The 18,654-nt window shown below is 68.1% G+C and carries 16 protein-coding genes; all 16 read left to right on the forward strand.

What is annotated here, in order from left to right; all coding sequences use genetic code 11:
• The first annotated feature begins 1 nt into the window (after nt 1).
• The 16 genes from ACJ8AT_RS00060 (at nt 2) to ACJ8AT_RS00135 (ending at nt 18,615) form a co-directional block, all read left to right on the forward strand.
• On the forward strand, nt 2-1,597 hold the full coding sequence (locus tag ACJ8AT_RS00060; protein WP_407735438.1) for an ATP-dependent DNA ligase: 1,596 nt from the start codon (nt 2-4) through the stop codon (nt 1,595-1,597).
• Nucleotides 1,584-4,103: a ligase-associated DNA damage response DEXH box helicase gene (locus ACJ8AT_RS00065; RefSeq protein ID WP_407735439.1), complete on the forward strand. Its 2,520-nt coding sequence runs from the start codon at nt 1,584-1,586 to the stop codon at nt 4,101-4,103. Before ACJ8AT_RS00060 ends, ACJ8AT_RS00065 begins: the two co-directional genes overlap by 14 nt.
• The gene (gene pdeM / locus ACJ8AT_RS00070; RefSeq protein ID WP_407735440.1) at nt 4,073-4,732 is read left to right on the forward strand and encodes a ligase-associated DNA damage response endonuclease PdeM; all 660 of its coding nucleotides are present in this window, start codon (nt 4,073-4,075) and stop codon (nt 4,730-4,732) included. The genes ACJ8AT_RS00065 and pdeM overlap by 31 nt, the downstream gene beginning before the upstream one ends.
• Complete coding sequence (locus ACJ8AT_RS00075; RefSeq protein WP_407735441.1) at nt 4,729-5,094, forward strand: HNH endonuclease; 366 nt, start codon at nt 4,729-4,731, stop codon at nt 5,092-5,094. Before pdeM ends, ACJ8AT_RS00075 begins: the two co-directional genes overlap by 4 nt.
• A gap of 473 nt (nt 5,095-5,567) precedes the next feature.
• The gene (locus ACJ8AT_RS00080; RefSeq protein WP_407735442.1) at nt 5,568-6,230 is read left to right on the forward strand and encodes a cytochrome c3 family protein; all 663 of its coding nucleotides are present in this window, start codon (nt 5,568-5,570) and stop codon (nt 6,228-6,230) included.
• Nucleotides 6,227-9,523, forward strand: a complete 3,297-nt coding sequence (locus tag ACJ8AT_RS00085; protein ID WP_407735468.1) for a TAT-variant-translocated molybdopterin oxidoreductase — start codon at nt 6,227-6,229, stop codon at nt 9,521-9,523. Before ACJ8AT_RS00080 ends, ACJ8AT_RS00085 begins: the two co-directional genes overlap by 4 nt.
• Nucleotides 9,524-9,525: 2 nt before the next feature.
• Nucleotides 9,526-10,971: an NrfD/PsrC family molybdoenzyme membrane anchor subunit gene (gene nrfD / locus ACJ8AT_RS00090; RefSeq protein WP_407735443.1), complete on the forward strand. Its 1,446-nt coding sequence runs from the start codon at nt 9,526-9,528 to the stop codon at nt 10,969-10,971.
• Between the two features lie 4 nt (nt 10,972-10,975).
• Complete coding sequence (locus tag ACJ8AT_RS00095; protein WP_407735444.1) at nt 10,976-11,521, forward strand: DUF3341 domain-containing protein; 546 nt, start codon at nt 10,976-10,978, stop codon at nt 11,519-11,521.
• Complete coding sequence (locus ACJ8AT_RS00100) at nt 11,518-12,081, forward strand: c-type cytochrome (RefSeq protein ID WP_407735445.1); 564 nt, start codon at nt 11,518-11,520, stop codon at nt 12,079-12,081. Before ACJ8AT_RS00095 ends, ACJ8AT_RS00100 begins: the two co-directional genes overlap by 4 nt.
• Complete coding sequence (locus ACJ8AT_RS00105) at nt 12,078-13,274, forward strand: hypothetical protein (RefSeq protein ID WP_407735446.1); 1,197 nt, start codon at nt 12,078-12,080, stop codon at nt 13,272-13,274. The genes ACJ8AT_RS00100 and ACJ8AT_RS00105 overlap by 4 nt, the downstream gene beginning before the upstream one ends.
• Nucleotides 13,271-13,879 (forward strand): hypothetical protein, encoded by a 609-nt coding sequence (locus ACJ8AT_RS00110; RefSeq protein WP_407735447.1) that lies wholly within the window; start codon nt 13,271-13,273, stop codon nt 13,877-13,879. The genes ACJ8AT_RS00105 and ACJ8AT_RS00110 overlap by 4 nt, the downstream gene beginning before the upstream one ends.
• A 16-nt stretch (nt 13,880-13,895) precedes the next feature.
• Complete coding sequence (locus ACJ8AT_RS00115; protein WP_407735469.1) at nt 13,896-14,771, forward strand: SCO family protein; 876 nt, start codon at nt 13,896-13,898, stop codon at nt 14,769-14,771.
• A complete protein-coding gene (gene coxB, locus ACJ8AT_RS00120) occupies nt 14,768-15,817 on the forward strand; it encodes a cytochrome c oxidase subunit II (protein WP_407735448.1) in 1,050 nt (349 codons plus the stop codon). The genes ACJ8AT_RS00115 and coxB overlap by 4 nt, the downstream gene beginning before the upstream one ends.
• Nucleotides 15,798-17,486, forward strand: coding sequence for a cbb3-type cytochrome c oxidase subunit I (locus ACJ8AT_RS00125; RefSeq protein WP_407735449.1), 1,689 nt, complete (start codon nt 15,798-15,800; stop codon nt 17,484-17,486). Before coxB ends, ACJ8AT_RS00125 begins: the two co-directional genes overlap by 20 nt.
• Nucleotides 17,476-18,141: a cytochrome c oxidase subunit 3 family protein gene (locus ACJ8AT_RS00130; protein ID WP_407735450.1), complete on the forward strand. Its 666-nt coding sequence runs from the start codon at nt 17,476-17,478 to the stop codon at nt 18,139-18,141. The genes ACJ8AT_RS00125 and ACJ8AT_RS00130 overlap by 11 nt, the downstream gene beginning before the upstream one ends.
• 18 nt (nt 18,142-18,159) lie before the next feature.
• Nucleotides 18,160-18,615, forward strand: coding sequence for a cytochrome C oxidase subunit IV family protein (locus tag ACJ8AT_RS00135; protein ID WP_407735451.1), 456 nt, complete (start codon nt 18,160-18,162; stop codon nt 18,613-18,615).
• Nucleotides 18,616-18,654 lie beyond the last annotated feature (39 nt).

Below are 18,654 nucleotides of genomic sequence, written 5' to 3' on the forward strand. Positions count from 1 at the left end.
GATGCGGCGCTTCGCGGATCTCTATGACGCGCTCGACGCCACCACCTCCACCAACGCCAAGGTGGAGGCGATGGTGCGCTACTTCCGGGAGGCGCCTCCGCAGGACGCGGCCTGGGCGCTGTACTTCCTCACCGGCCGGCGCCTGAAGCGGCTGCTGACCGCGAAGGTGCTGGTGCCGTGGACGCAGGAGCTGACGGGCATCCCCGACTGGCTCTTCGCCGAGGTGTACGCGTCCGTGGGGGATCTCGCGGAGGTCATCGCCCTGCTGCTGGATCAATACGAGCGCCCCGCCAGGCCCGAGGAGATGCCCCTGTCCTGGTGGCTGGAGGAGCGGCTGCTGCCTCTGAAGGACCTGGACGTGGCCGAGCAGCGTGAGCAGGTGCTCTCCTGGTGGAAGGTGCTGCCCCGGCGCGAGCTGTTCCTGCTCAACAAGATGCTCACCGGAGAGCTGCGCGTGGGCGTCTCGGACACGCTGGTGGTGCGCGCCATCGCGCAGGTGGCGGAGCTGCCTCCGGCCACCATCTCCCATCGGCTGATGGGGACGTGGGCGCCTTCGCGAGCCTTCTTCGAGCAGCTCCTGTCGCCGGAGGTGTCGGACAGTGATGTGTCGCGGCCGTACCCGTTCTATCTGGCCTCGCCGCTGGAGCAGCCGGTGGAGACGCTGGGTGCGCCGAAAGACTGGCTCATCGAGTGGAAGTGGGACGGCATCCGCGGCCAGCTCATCCGCCGCCAGGGCAACGTGTATCTGTGGAGCCGCGGCGAGGAGCTCATCACCGAGCGCTTCCCGGAGATCTCCGAGGCCGCCGAGGCGCTCCCGGATGGGACGGTGCTGGATGGAGAGGTGCTCGCCTACGAGAACGGGCGTCCCCTGCCCTTCAGCCGGCTGCAGCGGCGCATCGGCCGGCAGAAGCTGACGGCGAAGGTGCTCGCGGAGGCCCCCGCCTCGTTCATCGCCTATGACTTGCTGGAGGAGCGGGGAGAAGACCTGCGCCACCTGCCCCTGCGCGAGCGCCGCTGGCGGCTGGAGGCCCTGCTGAGGGACAAGCCGCGCTTCACCGTGTCGCCCGCGGTGGAGACGGACTCGTGGGGGGCGCTGGCGGAGCTGCGCCACGAGTCTCGCGAGCGCAACGTCGAGGGCTTCATGATCAAGCGCCTCGAGTCCACGTACCAGCACGGCCGCAAGCGCGGCGACTGGTGGAAGTGGAAGATCGATCCGTTCACCGTGGACGCGGTGCTGCTCTATGCGCAGCCGGGGCACGGGCGCCGCTCCTCGCTCTACACGGACTACACCTTCGCCGTGTGGAACGGCCAGGAGTTGCTGCCCGTGGCCAAGGCGTACTCGGGGCTGACGGATCAGGAGATCGCCCAGCTGGACCGGTGGATCCGCGACCACACGCGCGAGAAGTTCGGCCCGGTGCGCTCGGTAGCTCCCGAGCAGGTCTTCGAGCTGCACTTCGAGGGCATCGCCGCCTCGCCCCGCCACAAGTCCGGCATCGCGCTGCGCTTCCCTCGCATCGCCCGCTGGCGCCTGGACAAGAAGCCCCAGGACGCGGACTCGCTCGCGAACCTCAAGGAGCTGCTCCATGCCCAGCATTAAGAAGAAGGGCATCCGGCGCCCGGCGCGAACAAAGAAGCCCGCGGCCCGCACCGCCCCCGTGGAGAAGGACACCCGCCCCGCGCTCGAGCGGCTCCGCGCGTGGTTCCAGGAGCGTGGGTGGACGCCCTATCCCTTCCAGGAGCACGCCTGGGCCGCGTATGCGCGCGGAGAGAGCGGGCTCATCCATGTCCCCACCGGCGCGGGGAAGACCTATGCCGCCTATATAGGACCGCTCGCCGAGGTGGCCGAGGACGGCCGCAAGGGCTTGCAGATCCTCTATGTGACGCCGCTGCGCGCCGTGTCCCGAGACGTCGAGCTGGCCCTTAACGCTCCGCTGGAGGTGCTGGGCGCGGACATCACCGTGGAGAGCCGCACCGGAGATACCTCCTCCTCCGTGCGCCAGCGCCAGCGCGACCGGCTGCCCGAGGTCCTCATCACCACGCCCGAGTCCCTCTCGCTGCTGCTCGCCAACGAGCGCGCCTTGGAGCTGTTCGCCGGTCTGCGCTCCATCATCGTCGACGAGTGGCACGAGCTGCTCAGCACCAAGCGCGGCACGCAGATGGAGCTGGCCCTCGCGCGCCTGCGCCGCTTCGCGCCGGGCGTTCACACCTGGGCGCTGTCCGCCACGCTCGCCAACCTGGATGCGGCCGCACAGGCCGTGGTGGGCACCCACGCCACGCCCACGCTCCTGAGCGCCGACATCGAGCGCCCCATCGAGGTGAGCACGCTGCTGCCGGACAGCGTGGACAGCTTCCCCTGGTCCGGACACCTGGGCTTCTCGATGCTGGAGAAGGTGGGCGCCTGGCTTGATCCGGCTCGCACCACCCTGCTCTTCACCAACACCCGCTCCCAGGCCGAGCGCTGGTACGAGGGCCTTCGCTTCGCCCGCCCCGAGTGGGAAGGGTTGATGGCCCTGCACCACGGCTCCATCGATCGCGAGGAGCGCGAGCGGGTGGAGCGAGGCTTGAAGGACGGCAGCGTCCGCATCGTGGTGTGCACCTCCTCCTTGGATCTCGGCGTGGACTTTGGCCCCGTGGAGCGCGTGGTGCAGGTGGGCAGCCCCAAGGGCATCGCCCGCTCGCTCCAACGCGCGGGACGCAGCGGCCACCGCCCGGGAGAGACGGCCCACCTGCTCTTCGTCCCCACGCACGCGCTGGAATTGGTGGAGATGGCCGCCGCCCGTGAGGCCCTCCAGCGCGGCGAGGTGGAGCCCCGCCTCCCGCTGCGCAAGCCCCTGGACGTGCTCGCGCAGCACCTCGTCACCTGTGCCATGGGCGGAGGCTTCACCCGCGAGGCCCTTCGCGCGGAGGTGCGCGAGGCCACCAGCTACCAGGAGCTCACCGACGAGGAGTTCGAGTGGACGCTGGCGCTCGTGCGCGAGGGCAGCCCCACCCTGCGCGCCTACCCCGAGTTCCGCCGCGTCGTGGAGCACGAGGGCCGCTTCATCGTCACGGACGCGCGCATCGGCCGGCTGCACAAGCTCAACATCGGCACCATCTCCTCGGACGCCACGGTCCAGCTCCGCTACTGGAGCGGAGGGCGGATTGGCTCCGTGGAGGAGTCCTACGTGAGCCGCCTGCGCCCCGGAGACACCTTCCTCTTCGCGGGAAAGAAGCTGGAGTTCTCCCGCCTCAAGGACATGACGGCCTACGTGAAGCCCGCCAAGGGCAAGGCCTCGCAGACGCCCCGCTGGTATGGCAGCCGGTTGCCCCTGTCCGGCTCCCTGGCCGCCGCCATGCGCCGCACCCTGCACGCGGCTCGGCATGGAGATGTGTCCGCGGAGGAGCTGGCCGCCGCCTGGCCCGTGCTCGATGCGCAGAGCCGCCTGTCGCGCATCCCCGCCGCCGGGAGCTGCCTCGCCGAGACGTGTGAGACCCGCGAAGGGCACCACCTCTTCCTCTATCCCTTCGAGGGCCGGCTGGTTCACGAGGGCCTGGCCGCGCTGCTGGCGCTGCGCTTCACCCGGCTGCGCAAGGCCACCTTCAGCCTCTCGGTGAACGACTACGGCATCGAGTTCCTCACCCCGGAGGACTTCCCCTTCGAGGAGGCCCTCCGCCCCGCGCTCTTCACTCGGGAGCGGCTGGTGGAGGACATCCTGGAGAGCGTCAACCTGAGCGAGCTGGCGCGGCGCCAGTTCCGGGACATCGCGCGGGTGGCGGGGCTCGTGCTCCCTGCGTTGCCGGGGGCCCGCAAGTCCACGCGCCAGGTCCAGGCCAGCGCCTCGTTGCTCTACGACGTCTTCCTTAAATACGACCCGGACAACCTGCTGCTCGTCCAGGCGCGGCGCGAGGTGCTGGAGCAGCACTTCGAGCAGAACCGGCTCGCCGGCACGCTGGAGCGCCTGGAGCGCTCCGTCCTGGAGCTCGTCCCCGTCCGGCGGCCCACGCCGCTGGCCTTCCCGCTCGTCGTCGAGCGCATCAGCGCGAGCCTCTCCAATGAGTCCCTGTTGGAGCGGGTGGAGCGCCTCAAGGAGCGATGGCAACGCGAAGATGCCAGGTCCGCGTGAGCGGCACGGAAGTGGAGCTGCTCCCCGAGCGCGCGCTCTACTGGCCCGAGGCCGGGCTGCTCGCGGTGGCGGACCTGCACTGGGGCAAGCCCGAGAGCTTCCAGCAGCACGGTATCCCCCTGCCCACCGGCGTCCTCGAGGACGATCTGGAGCGCCTCTCCCGCGCGCTGCGGAGCACGGGCGCCCGGCGGCTGCTGCTCGTGGGAGATCTCATCCACTCGCGCCGAGGCCTCACCCCCGCCGTCCGCGAGCGCATCGCCACCTGGCGCGATGGCCATGACGTGGAGATGGTGCTGGTGCGCGGCAACCACGATAGGCACCTCAAGCACCTGCCCCCCGAGTGGCGCATGGACGTCCACGAGGAGCACACCGACGAGGGGCCCTTCCGCTTCGCCCACCACCCCGAGCCCGCCACAGGCCGCTACAGTTGGGCCGGGCACCTGCACCCGGTGGTCCGGCTGTCCTTGGGAGCCGACCGCCTGCGGCTGCCCTGCTTCCACCTCAGCGCCTCGGTCGGCATACTGCCTGCCTTCAGCGCCTTCACCGGGGGCCTGGACATGACCCGGCGCGCGGGCGAGCGCATCTTCGTCATCGCCGATGAAGCCGTGGTCGAGGTGTCGCGCCCATGAGTGCCTCCAAGCGCCGCCGTGTCCTGGACATCATCGCCACCGACTCCACCTTCGAGCGCGCCGACTTCCGCGGCCGCGAGGTCTGGCTTGGAAAGTGCTTGCACTGCAACGCCTTCCTCATGGTGGACCTGAGCGGCGATCCCATCTCCCGCGCCACCATCGAGCACATCATCCCCCGCGTCCACGGCGGCACCGATGCGCTGGAGAACCTCGGGCTGGCGTGCGCCCGCTGCAACCAGGGCAAGGGCAGCCGACACGATCCGCGCTATCTCAAGGATGCGCGCGCCCAGGAGCTCGTCACCCGCCTGCAGCAGCGCCGCCGCGAGCGCTGGAGGGATCCGGACGCCCCCGAGCCAGACTGAGCGCCGCGCCCTGATGGGCCGCATCACCCCGGCTGCTTCCAGCCTGTCCTCGGGCCCATCGCGAGGCGCGTGATCCTCGCCTGTTCAACCGTCCCTTCCGCTTGCCAGAAGAGAACGTCATCACCGCGGCTCAGGCCGCCGCACCTCTTCTAGACCACTGTGGTATCTGCGCTACCCCGTGGGTCCGGCGCGCAAACGAAAGAAGGTTGACAGTCCGGGGTCGATGGTCGATGGTCGCGCGCCGCGTTGGGACGGGAGCAGGAGGAGGGACCCGCCCGCGGCATCTCTTCTGGATTCTGTTCCTCGACTTTGATCGTGATTGCCATGCCTTGCGTGCGCTCCAAGCGTCGCCCTGACATCTCGGACGAGCTCAGGCCCGTATGGGCCCCGTCCCACGCGGTCCTTCGCCGGCATGGCGCCTCTCCCTCCCTGTCGCGTTCCACTGCAGTCTCCTGCTTGCCCCTGGTCCTGGTATGAGCGGCCCTCTCTTCCCTCGCTGGACGAACACGGTCTCGCGGCTGTCCGCTGCGGGCCTTCTCGCCGTGCCTGCAATCGCCATCGGTGGCCTGATGGCGTACATGCGCTCGCCGTACGGCACCAACATGGAGCGCCCGTACGCGCAGCCGATCGAGTTCGACCACCGCCACCACGTGGGTGACGAGCAGATCGACTGCCGCTTCTGCCACTTCTCCGTGGAGAAGTCGCCCTCGGCGGGCATCCCCTCCACCACGGTGTGCATGGCCTGCCACGCGCAGGTGTGGAACAAGAGCCCGTACCTGGCCCAGGTGCGCGAGGCCTTCTTCACCGACCAGGCCATCCCCTGGGTCCGCGTGCACAACCTGCCGGACTTCGTCTACTTCAACCACTCCATCCACGTGAACAAGGGCGTCGGCTGCTTCACCTGCCACGGCCGCGTGGACGAGATGGCCGCCATCGAGCAGAAGCAGCCGCTCACCATGGGCTGGTGCATCAACTGCCACCGGGACCCCAAGCCCAACCTGCGGCCGCTCGAATTCATCACCAGCATGACCTGGACCCCGCCCGCCAATCCCCAGGAGGCCGCCGCCCTCGGGGAGAAGCTGGCCAAGGACTACGACGTTCACTCGCGGACGAGCTGCTCCACATGCCACCGATGAACCCGAAGAACGACAGCGCTCCGTCGCAGGGCACCCCCTCCTCCTTCGCGCTCCCGGTCGTGCCGGCTCAGGCCGCCGCCGCCCAGGAGCATGATCATCCCCACGAGCACGACGAGGTCGGCGCCGCGCTGGACCACGCCGCCGCCGCGGGCGGGGGTTCGGAGAACGGCTACGGCAAGACGTACTGGCGCAGCCTCGAGGAGCGGCTCGGCAAGCCCGAGTACCTGGAGGCGGTGGGCCCCGAGTTCCCCGAGGGCGCGGACCTGCCCCCCACCGGCGTGGCCCGCCGTGAGTTCATGCAGCTCATCGGCGCCTCGCTGGCGCTGGCCGGCGCCTCCGCCTGCAGCACCCGCCCGCCGGACGAGCGGATGGTGCCCTTCACCAAGACGCCGCCCGAGCTCGTCCCCGGCAACCCGCTGCACTACGCGTCCGGGATGACGTTCGCCGGGCACACCTCCGGCCTGCTCATCACCGCCCGCGAGGGCCGCCCCGTCAAGGTCGAGGGCAACCCGCAGCACCCGGTGAACCAGGGTGCCTCCGGCGTCTTCGAGCAGGCGTTCTTGATGTCCCTGTACGATCCGCAGCGCGCCCGCGTGCTGCGCCAGGGCAAGAGCCCGCGCTCCACGCGCACGCTGAACGAGGAGATCTCCGCCCAGGTGTCCAAGTCGGCCGCGGCCGACGGGGGCGCCCGGCTGCGCTTCCTCACCGAGCCGCTGGACTCGCCGCTGATGGGCTACCTGCGCGGCCGGCTCCAGCAGAAGCTGCCCAACGCGCGCTTCTACAGCTACACCTCCGTCGCCCAGGACTCGGCCCACGAGGCCACCCGGGCGATGCTCGGCGCGCCGCACACCCCGGTGTACGACTTCAGCCAGGCGGACGTCATCCTCTCGCTGGATGGGGACTTCCTGGACAGCCGTCCGGATCACCTCACCTACGCGCGCCAGTTCGCCCACCGGCGCGATCCGAAGATGGGCGCCATCAACCGCCTCTATGTGGCGGAGGCGCGCTACTCCATCACCGGCGGCATGGCGGACCACCGCCTGCGCGTGCGCTCCTCGGACATCCTGGGGGTGGCCTCCGCCGTGGCCCAGGCCATTGGTGGCCCGGCCGCCGGGCTCGCCGCCGCCGCGGCCTCCAAGTCCGCTCCCGTGAGCCACGCCGAGAAGTGGATCGCCGCCGTCGCCGCCGACCTCCGGGGCGCCGCGGGCCGCAGCGTGGTGGTCGCCGGTGAGCGCCAGCCCGCCGCGGTGCACGCCCTGGCTCACGCCCTCAACGTGGCGCTGGGCAACGTGGGCAAGACGGTGCGCTACGTGCCCGCCACCGCCGAGCACCACGGTATGGCCGGCATCCGCGAGCTGGTGGCCGACATCACCGCCGGCAAGGTGGACACGCTCGTCATCACCGCGTGGAACCCCGTCTACGCGCTGCCGGCGGACGCGGGGCTGATGGAGGCGCTGGATCCGAAGGCCCCCAACCGCGCCAGGCTGAACGTCGTCTACACCTCGCTCTTCGAGGACGAGACCTCCGCCCTGGCGGACTGGTTCATCCCCGCGGCGCACCAGCTCGAGACGTGGAGCGATGGCCGCTCGCATGACGGCACGGTGTCCATCGCCCAGCCGCTCGTGCAGCCGCTCTTCAACGGCATGCCCGAGTCCGAGCTGCTGGCGCTCTTCCTGGACGAGCCCCTCCGCCCGGCCTACCAGCTGCTGCGTGACTTCTGGCGCGGCCAGTCCGCCAGCATCGCGGACTTCGACTCGCACTGGGAGCAGCTGGTCTCCGTGGGCATCGTCCCCGGCTCCACGGCCACCCCGGTGGACACCACGGGCAACCTGGAGGCCGCCGCCGCGCTGTTCAACGCGCTCAAGGCCCCGGCCGCCGCGGGCGCCGGCCAGTACGAGATCAACTTCGTCGCGGACTACAAGGTCTTCGACGGGCGCTTCGCCAACATCCCCTGGCTGCAGGAGCTGCCGGACCCCATCACCAAGCTGGTGTGGGACAACCCGGTGCTCATCAGCCCGAAGACGGCCGAGGAGCTGGGCGTTGAGCGCGGGGACGTGGTCGAGATCAACCACGGCGGCCGCAAGGTGCAGGGCGCGGTGTGGGTGATGCCGGGCCACGCGGACGGCGCGGTGACGCTGCCGCTGGGCTACGGCCGCACCGGCCTGCACGAGACGAACGCGCAGGGCCGTGGCTACAACGCCAACCTGGTGCGCACCATGAACGCGCCCTGGTTCGACACCGGCGCCACCGTCACCAAGACGCGCGAGACGTACCGGCTCGTCTCCACCCAGCAGCACTGGAGCACCGCCGGCCGCCCCGTGGCGCTGGACTTCACCCTGGACGAGTGGCGCGACAAGAGCGACCACCACGTCAAGGCCGCCCTGGCCCGCACCCGCGGCGAGGGGGACGAGAACCTGGACGCCCCGGGCAACATCGCCAACAACCTGATGCCCTACACGTACAACGAGAACGAGTACAAGTGGGGCATGGCCATCGATCTGGCGCGCTGCACGGGCTGCTCGGCCTGCGTGGTGGCCTGCCAGTCGGAGAACAACATCCCGGTGGTGGGCAAGGAGCAGGTGATCAAGAGCCGTGAGATGCAGTGGCTGCGCATCGACCGGTACTTCACCGGCCCCGGCATCTACGAGGGCGGCTACGACAGCAAGGCCAGCCCGGACTCCGAGCCGCAGATGGTGATGCAGCCGCTGATGTGCGTGCACTGCGAGAAGGCGCCCTGCGAGTACGTCTGCCCGGTGAACGCCACCGTCCACTCGGACGAGGGCCTCAACGACATGGTGTACAACCGCTGCGTCGGCACGCGGTACTGCTCCAACAACTGCCCCTACAAGGTGCGCCGCTTCAACTACCTGCACTACACGCAGGGCCTGGCGCTCACCAGCCGCACGCCCGTCGAGAAGATGATGATGAACCCGGACGTCACGGTGCGCAACCGCGGCGTCATGGAGAAGTGCACCTACTGCGTGCAGCGCATCGAGCGCAACCGCATCAACTCCCGCATCGAGCGCCGGAAGATGACCTTCGAGCAGAGCGCGGGCGCCGGCAAGCAGGGCGAGATGCAGACGGCCTGCCAGCAGGCCTGCCCCACGCAGGCCATCAGCTTCGGCTCGCTGAACGATCCGCAGGCCCGCGTCACCAAGCTGCACAACGACGAACGCCACTACCGGCTGCTGTACGAGCTGGGCACCCAGCCCCGCACCGTCCACCTCGTACGGCTGCGCAACCCGAATCCCGCCCTGGCTCAAGCGCCCAAGGCGCATGAAGGAGAGCACTGACCATGGCCGAGACCGCCGCCGCAGACGTCGCGCTCGATCCCCTCGAGCCACGGCACCTCGTCGCGCCGCACCACGACGACAAGTCCCTCAATGACACGCTGCTGGACTACGTCTGGCAGAAGCCCGGCAAGGGCTGGCTGATGCTGTTCGGCATCACGCTCACCGCCCTGGGCGGCCTGGTGCTGGGTGTCACCTACACGCTGGCCAACGGCATCGGTGTGTGGGGCAACAACCAGCCGGTGGGCTGGGCGTTCGACATCATCAACTTCGTGTGGTGGGTCGGTATCGGCCACGCCGGAACGCTCATCTCCGCCATCCTCCTGCTCTTCCAGCAGAAGTGGCGCACCAGCATCAACCGCTTCGCCGAGGCGATGACGCTGTTCGCCGTCATGTGCGCGGGCCTCTTCCCGCTGCTGCACACCGGCCGCCCCTGGTTCGCCTTCTGGCTGATTCCCTACCCCAGCACCCTGGGCGCCTGGCCGCAGTTCCGCTCGCCGCTGGTGTGGGACGTGTTCGCCATCTCCACGTACCTCACGGTGTCCATCCTCTTCTGGTACGTGGGCCTGATTCCGGACCTGGCCGCGCTGCGTGACTCGTCCAAGACGCGGATGCAGCGGATTGTGTACGGCATCTTCAGCCTCGGCTGGCGCGGCTCCGGGCGGCACTGGCACAACTACAAGATCGGCTACCTGATCCTGGCGGGCATCTCCACCCCGCTGGTGCTCTCGGTGCACACGATCGTGTCCTTCGACTTCGCCGTGTCGCTCATCCCCGGCTGGCACACCACGGTGTTCCCGCCCTACTTCGTCGCCGGCGCCGTGTTCTCCGGCTTCGCCATGGTGGTCACCCTCATCGTCCCGGCCCGCAAGTACATGGGCCTCCGCGACGTGATTACGGACCGGCACCTGGAGAACATGAACAAGGTCATCCTCGCCACGGGCCTCATCGTGTCCTACGGGTACATGATGGAGCACTTCGTGGCGTGGTACTCGCAGAGCCAGTTCGAGATCTGGACCTTCTACGTGAACCGCGCGCGCGGCCCGTACGCCGGCGTGTACTGGCTGATGATGTTCTGCAACGTCGTCACGCCGAACATCTACTGGTTCAAGAAGGCCCGCACCAGCATCCCCATCATGTGGGTGGCCGCCATCCTGGTGAACATCGGCATGTGGTGCGAGCGCTTCATCATCATCGTCACCTCGCTGCACCAGGACTTCCTGCCCTCCTCGTGGGACATCTACGTGCCCACCTGGGTGGACTGGACCATCTACGTGGGCACGCTGGGCCTGTTCGGCACCCTCTTCATGCTGTTCCTCAAGTTCGTGCCCGCGGTGGCCATCAGCGAAGTGAAGGAGCTGCAGCTCGAGCTCAAGCACGCCGCCCACCACGCGCACAGCCACGGCGTGGAGACCGCCGCCGCTGGCACTCTCACCCACGGAGCGCACTAGCGCCATGGAAACTCCGGTTCTCGATAGCTGGGTGCTGGCCGAGTTCCCCACCCCGGATGATCTCGTGAAGGCCACCAACGAGATGCGCCTGAAGGGCTTTCAGGGCATGGACACCTACTCCCCGTACCCGCTGCACGGCGGGTCCGAGGCGCTGGGCCTGCCTCCCTCCAAGGTGCCCCTCATCGCCCTGTGCGGCGCCATCACCGGCGTGGCCACCGCGGTGTTGATGCAGGCGTGGATGAACGGCATCGACTACCCCATCAACGTGGGTGGCCGTCCGCTGATGAGCGTGCCGGCGTGGATCCCCATCACCTTCGAGCTGGCGGTGCTGTTGACGGCCTTCGGCATCTTCTTCGGAATCCTCGGGCTGAGCCGGCTGCCGCAGCCGTACCACCCGATCTTCGAGCATGAGGGGTTCCGCACCGCCTCCACGCACGGCTACTGGCTGAGCGTGCCGAAGCTCGAGGGTGTGGACATGCAGGATGTGCAGAGCAAGCTCCAGTCCCTGGGCGCGACCCAGGTGACGGTTGTCACGGGAGAGAAGGAATGAGGAGGCTCATCCCCGCCCTGGGGCTCCTGGCCCTGACCGGCTGCGACGTCCCGTCCGAGTTCTTCCAGCGCATGGAGAACCAGGCCAAGTACGAGTACTACGAGAGCTCGGAGTTCTGGGCCGACGGGCGCGCCATGCGCACGCCGCCCGAGGGCACCATTCCGCGCGAGAAGGCGGTGGGCAACCCCGGCCTCAGCACGGGCCGCGTCAACGGCCAGCCGGTGGCCGCCATCCCGGTGCAGGTGGACAAGGCCCTGCTGCAGATGGGGCAGAAGAAGTACTCCATCGTCTGCGCGCAGTGCCACGGCGTGCTCGGTGATGGTAACAGCATCGTCGCGGAGAACATGGGCCTGCGGCTGCCCCCGTCCCTGCTCGAGCTGTCCAACCGTCCTGCCGGACACTTCTTCAACGCCATCACCGAGGGCTACGGTGTGATGCCGTCCTTCAGCGGCGAGCTGAACACCCAGGAGCGCTGGGCCGTGGTGGCCTACGTGCGGGCCCTCCAGGCCGCTCGCGGCGCCGCCGCGGGGACCCAGCCTGTTCCTCAGGAGAACCGATGAATTCCGTGGAGCGTTACAACGGAACGCCCAAGCTGATGGTGCCGGCCTTCGGCATCGGCATCCTCGGGCTCGTGCTGACAGCGGTGGGCGCCTTCATGGACATGCGCGCCACGGCTCACAGCTACCTGTTCGCCTTCACCTACTGGGTGGGCATCTCCGTGGCCTCCATCATCATGGTGGCCGTCTTCCACACGGCCAAGGCCAAGTGGATGACGGTGCTGCGCCGGGCGATGGAGACCATGGCGGGCGCGGTGCCCATCTTCGCCGTGCTCATCCTGGGGCTCATCCCCTTCTTCAAGCACCTGTACCCCTGGGCGCCCGGCTCCGAGCTCGCCGCGAACCTGAACGAGCTCGAGCGCCACCACATCGAGAGCAAGCACGGCTACCTCAATGTGGAGTTCTTCGTGGTCCGCCAGGTCATCTACTTCGTGGTGTGGATCCTCGTCAGCCAGCGCCTGATTGGCTGGAGCACCCGCCAGGACGAGACGGGCGAGCTGATGCTCACCGTGAAGCAGCGGTTCCTGTCCCCGGGCTCGCTACCTTTTCTTGCCCTGACGATCACTTTTGCTTCGTTCGACTGGCTGATGAGCCTCACGCCGCTCTGGCAGTCGACCATCTATGGCGTCTATTACTTCGCCGGCAGCTTCCTGGCGGCCTTCTGCGTGCTGACGCTCGCGACGGTGAACGCCCAGGGGGGCAAGGATCTCTACGGCAACCTGGTGACGACGGCGCACTACCATAACCTGGGCAAGCTGATGCTGGCCTTCGTGGCCTTCTGGGCCTACATCGCCTTCTCCCAGTTCCTGCTCATCTGGATCGCCAACCTCCCGGAAGAGGCGGCGTGGTACCACGTGCGCATCTTCGGTGGCTGGCGGCCGGTGTCCATCGCCCTGTTCTTCATCCAGTTCCTGATTCCCTTCGGCATCCTGCTGTCGCGCAACCTCAAGCTGCAGCCGCGCAAGCTGGCCGTGGTGGCCGTGTACCTGCTCCTGGTTCACGCGGTGGACCTGTACTGGCTCATCTTCCCGGCCTACAACGAGGAGCACCCCACCTTCCCGTGGACGCTCCCCTTCGCCTTCGTGGGCGTGGGCGGCGTCGCCGTGGGCTTTGCCCTCATGCGCGCCCGCGGCAAGTACACGGTGCCGGTGAAGGATCCGTACATCGCTGAGTCCCTGAGGTACGTGCAGCCATGAAGAAGACCCAGGTCGAACAGGAGTCTCGCGTCATCGTCGGCGCGCACGGGGTGTCGTCCGAGGAGGACCACCTGGTCCTCGGCAAGGTCATCCGCGTGGGCGTCGTGGGCCTCCTCATCTTCGCGGTGGGCGCCGTGTGGGCCTGGCGTGTCCAGGTCCACACCGAGCAGGAGCTGCAGCCGGACGGCCCGCCGCCCAAGCCGGCCGCCCTGGGCCAGTACGAGATTGGCATCGTCAACCAGCGCGTGTTCGAGCAGGACAACCACGCCCTCGAGAAGCTGGGCGAACAGCACGAGGCCCTGAAGAATGGCTGGGGCGAACAGCCGGGCGTCGCCGCCCACATGCCCATCGACCAGGCCATGGACCGCGTCATCGCCGATGCCCAGCGTCCTCCTCCGCCGCCCCCGCCCCCGGCTCCCGAGCCGGGCAAGACTCCGGCTCCGGGGAAGACTCCGGCGGCTCCCCAGGGGAAGGCTCCGGCTGGCACCGAGGGCAAGGCTCCGGCTCCCCCCCCTGCCGAGGGCAAGGCTCCCACTCCGGCCCCCGCGAAGACTCCGGCCACTCCGGCCCCTGCCACTCCTGCTCCCACCCCCGCGCAGCACTAGGTCTCGTTCGATGTCGATGTCCTCCCTCTCCACCCTGCCCTCCTCGCGCGCCACCTGGCGCCTGGGGCTCGCCGTCGCCGCGCTCGTGCTCGGCGCCGCGCTGCCGGCCTTCGCCCTCCCTGGAGGAGGCAAGACGCCGCGGGACATCATCGACGCGCAGCAGCCTCCGCAGGTGCAGGGCGTGGACGTGGAGGAGCACCTCGGCGAGCCGCTGCCGCTGGAGGCCCGCTTCACGGACGAGCAGGGCCGCGAGGTCCGCCTGGGCGACGTGTTGCCCAAGGACAAACCCACCCTGCTGACGCTGGTGTATTACGAGTGCCCCATGCTCTGTAACCTGGTCATCAACGGCCAGGTGAGCGCCATGCGCGAGCTGGGCCTGGAGCTCGGTAAGGACTACGAGGCCATCACGGTGAGCATTGATCCCAAGGACACGCCGGCGCAGAGCCTGGAGCGCAAGCGCCGCCACCTGCAGGCCATGGGAAAGCCGGAGACGGCCGCCTGGCACTTCCTCACCGGCACCGAGGACAACATCCACAAGCTCACCGAGGCGGTGGGCTACAAGTACCGCTACGACGAGGCGAGCAAGCAGTTCGCCCACCCCGCCGTGGTGCAGGTCATCACCCCCGAGGCCAGCGTCTCCCGCTACCTCTACGGCACCAGCTTCCCCACCCAGGACGTGAAGCTGGCGCTGCTCGAGGCCGCGGGCGGCCGGGTGGGCACCAGCTTCGACCGGGTGGTGCTGTCCTGTTTCAAGTATGACGGCGCGATGCGCCGGTACGGCTTTTACGTGTTCGGGTTCATCCGGGTGGGAGCGCTGCTGGTGCTGACCGCGCTCTCGACGATGCTGATCTACTTCTGGAGGCGCGAGCTGAAGAAAGGCGCTGCGGCATGAGCAACTTCGCTGACAAAATCCTCTTCCTTCCGGAGCGCGCGTCGACGTTCGCGGAGCGAGTCGACCACCTCCACTACTTCGTCGTGGGCGTGACGATGGTGTCGTCGGTGGCCGTGGGCCTCGCGGCGATCTTCATGTTCTTCCGCTACCGGCGGCGCGTGCCCAACCAGGCCACCGAGTACGTGGTGCCCAACCTGGTCACCGAGTTCCTCATCGTCTCGGTGCCGCTGGTGTTCTTCCTGGCCTGGTTCGGCATCGGCTTCCGGGACTTCGTCTTCTACACCACGCCTCCCAAGGACACGTATGACGTGTACGTGATGGGCAAGCAGTGGATGTGGAAGTTCTCGTACCCGGAGGGCCCCAACGGGGTGAACGTGCTGCACGTGCCCTCGGGCCGCCCGGTGCGCCTGCTCATCACCTCGCGTGACGTGCTGCACTCCTTCTACGTGCCCGCGTTCCGCATCAAGATGGACGCGCTGCCGGGCCGCTACACGCAGGCCTGGTTCGAGGCCACCAAGCCCGGCACCTACCAGGTGCTGTGCGCCGAGTACTGCGGCCTGTCCCACTCGAAGATGCTGGCGGAGGTGGTGGTGCTGGCGCCGGCGGACTTCGAGAACTGGCTCAAGGACCAGCAGCGCGGAAGGCTGGCGGGCCGCCAGGACGCGCTGGCGGACACCTCGCTGGTGCCGCCGGTGGCGCGCATGGCCGAGGAGGGCCAGAAGCTGGTGGGCACCCAGGGCTGCCTCAAGTGCCACACCCTTGATGGGGCGCCGCACATTGGCCCCTCCTTCCTGGGCCTGTATGACCGGATGGAGAAGCTGTCGGACGGACAGTCCATCCGCGTGGACGAGGCCTACATCACCCAGTCGATGATGGACCCCGGGGCGCACCTGGTGGCCGGCTACAAGAACGTGATGCCGACCTTCCAGGGCAAGCTCCAGGGGCCCGAGACGGCCGCCATCGTCGAGTTCATCAAGTCGCTGCGCACGCCGAACGTGCGCGAGGGCGCTTCCCAGGGACCTGCCTATGAACCCATCCAGCAGTAGCACGACCGCAGACGGCGTCCTGCCCTCGCACGACGCCCACGACGCACATGGCGCGCACCATGCCCACCCCAGCTATCTGGTGGACGGCACCACGATCAAGTCGTGGCTGCTGACGGTGGACCACAAGCGCATCGCCATCATGTTCCTGGTGTGGATCCTGCTCTTCTTCCTGGTGGGCGGGATCTTCGCGATGGCCATCCGCATCGAGATGCTCACCCCGGGTCCGACCATCATGGACGCGATGACGTACAACCGTACGTTCACGCTCCACGGCCTGATCATGATCTTCCTCTTCATGATCCCGGCCATCCCGGCGGTGTTCGGCAACTTCATGCTGCCGCTGATGCTGGGGGCCAAGGACGTGGCCTTCCCGCGGCTGAACCTGGCCAGCTTCTACATCTACCTGTCGGGCGCGTTCCTGGCGCTGTGGGGCATGCTCAACGGCGGCCTGGACACCGGCTGGACGTTCTACACGCCCTACAGCACGCACACGACGACGACGGTGGCGCCGGTGCTCTTCGGCGCGTTCATCATCGGCTTCAGCTCCATCGCCACGGGCCTCAACTTCATCGTCACCGTGCACACCATGCGCGCGCCGGGCATCACCTGGTTCAAGCTGCCGCTGTTCGTGTGGGCCATCTACGCCACCAGCTGCATCCAGGTGCTGGCCACGCCGGTCATTGGCCTGCTGCTGGCCGTCGTCACCGGCGAGCAGTTCTTCCACTTCGGCCTGTTTGATCCGGCGCGCGGCGGAGATCCGGTGCTCTTCCAGCACCTGTTCTGGTTCTACAGCCACCCGGCCGTGTACATCATGGTGCTGCCGTCCTTCGGCGTGATGAGCGAGATCGTCGCCACCTTCAGCCGGAAGAACATCTTCGGCTACCGCGCGGTGGCGTACTCGAGCCTCGGCATCGCCTTCGTGGGCTTCTTCGTGTGGGGCCACCACATGTTCGTGTCGGGGCAGTCGACCTTCGACGCGGGCGTGTTCGGCGTGCTCACCATGCTGGTGGGCGTGTTCACCGCCATCAAGGTCTTCAACTGGGTGGGCACCGTCTACAAGGGCGCGGTGGACTTCAAGACGCCGTTCGCCTACTTCTGCGGCTTCCTGTTCTTCACCGTGTTCGGCGGGATGACGGGCATCGCGGTGGCGACCACGTCACTGGACGTGCACTGGCACGACACCTACTTCGTGGTGGCCCACTTCCACTTCATCATGGTGGCCTCCACGGTGATGGCCTTCCTGGCCTCGCTGCACTACTGGTTCCCGAAGATGTTCGGGAAGACGTACCCCGAGGGCTGGGGCCTGGTGTCCGCGGCGTTCATCATCCTGGGCTTCAACGCGACGTTCATCCCGCAGTTCCTCCTGGGCAACTCGGGCATGCCGCGGCGCTACTTCGAGTACCCGGAGCGCTTCCAGATGCTGAACGTGGCCTCCACGGCGGGCGCGTCGCTGCTGGCGTTCGGCTTCATCATCATCGCCATCTACCTCACGTACTCGCTGGCGTATGGGCCGGCCTCCGGGAAGAACCCGTGGCTGAGCAAGGGCTACGAGTGGCTGGCGGAGTCTCCGCCGCCGACCCACAACTTCGTGGGCCCGCAGCCGACCTACCCCGAGGAGCCGCACCTGTACGTGGATCCGAAGAAGGCCGAGGTGCCCGATGCAGTCTAACGCTCACACCGCGGGCGCCTCGCCCTCGGTTCCCAAGCTGGCGGAGCACTTCGCCTCGCTCGAGGTGCAGAACCACGCCGCCCGCCTGGGCATGTGGCTGTTCCTCTCCACGGAGATCCTGCTCTTCGCGGGCCTGTTCGTCTGCTACGGCTGCTACCGCTTCCTGTTCCCCGAGGCGTTCGCGGCGGCCAGCCGGCACCTGGACCTGTGGCTGGGCGCGACGAACACGGTGGTGCTCATCACCTCGTCGCTGACGGCGGCGCTCGCGGTGCACTACGCGAAGGCGGGCCGCAACGGCCTGGTGGCGCTGATGTTCATGCTCACCATCGCCATGGCCTGCGCGTTCCTCGTCATCAAGGGCGTCGAGTACAGCCACAAGTTCGCCGAGGGCGCGCTGCCTGGGAAGTACTACCACTTCGAGGAGGTGCAGCTGCCCGGCGCGCCGCTGTACTTCACGGTGTACTTCCTGGCCACGGGCCTGCACGCCTTCCACGTCATCGTCGGCATGAGCGTGCTGGTGTGGCTGACGGTGAAGGCGCTGCGTCAGAAGAACTTCGGTCCCCACAACTACACCGCGGTCGAGCTGGGCAGCATGTACTGGCACCTGGTGGACCTGGTGTGGATCTTCCTCTTCCCGCTGCTGTACCTCATCTAGTTCCAGGAGCTCCGAATCATGTCCGTGGCCAACGAGTCACATCAGGAAGAGCGAAACATGGCGGAGCACCACAGCGCCGCCCCGTACTGGATTGTGTGGGTGGCGCTGATCATCCTCACGGTGGTGACGGTGCTGACGGGCCGCATGCACATCAGCTGGGCGCTGCCGCTGGCGCTGGCCATCGCCACCACGAAGGGCTTCATGGTGCTGCTGATCTTCATGCACCTGAAGGACCACAAGGGCGCCAACCGCCTCGTCATGGGCGTGTCGATCCTGTTCGTGCTGATGATGCTGGCCATGCCCATGGCCGACTTCGCCACGCGCTTCCGTCCCGCCAACCCGGCCGGCTCGCACCTGAGCGATCTGCCGGACCTGAACTTCCTCGAGGGCACCGCGCCCACGCACGGTGTTCCGCACGGCGCCAACCATGCGGCCCCCGGCTCGCACTCGGTGCCGAAGGAGAACCAGGAGTAGTCCTCCCGTCCTGGCTTGGAAGTCTCCGCGCGGCGCCGA

It is taken from the genome of Hyalangium sp. (assembly GCF_045802625.1).
Taxonomy (GTDB): Bacteria; Myxococcota; Myxococcia; order Myxococcales; family Myxococcaceae; genus Hyalangium.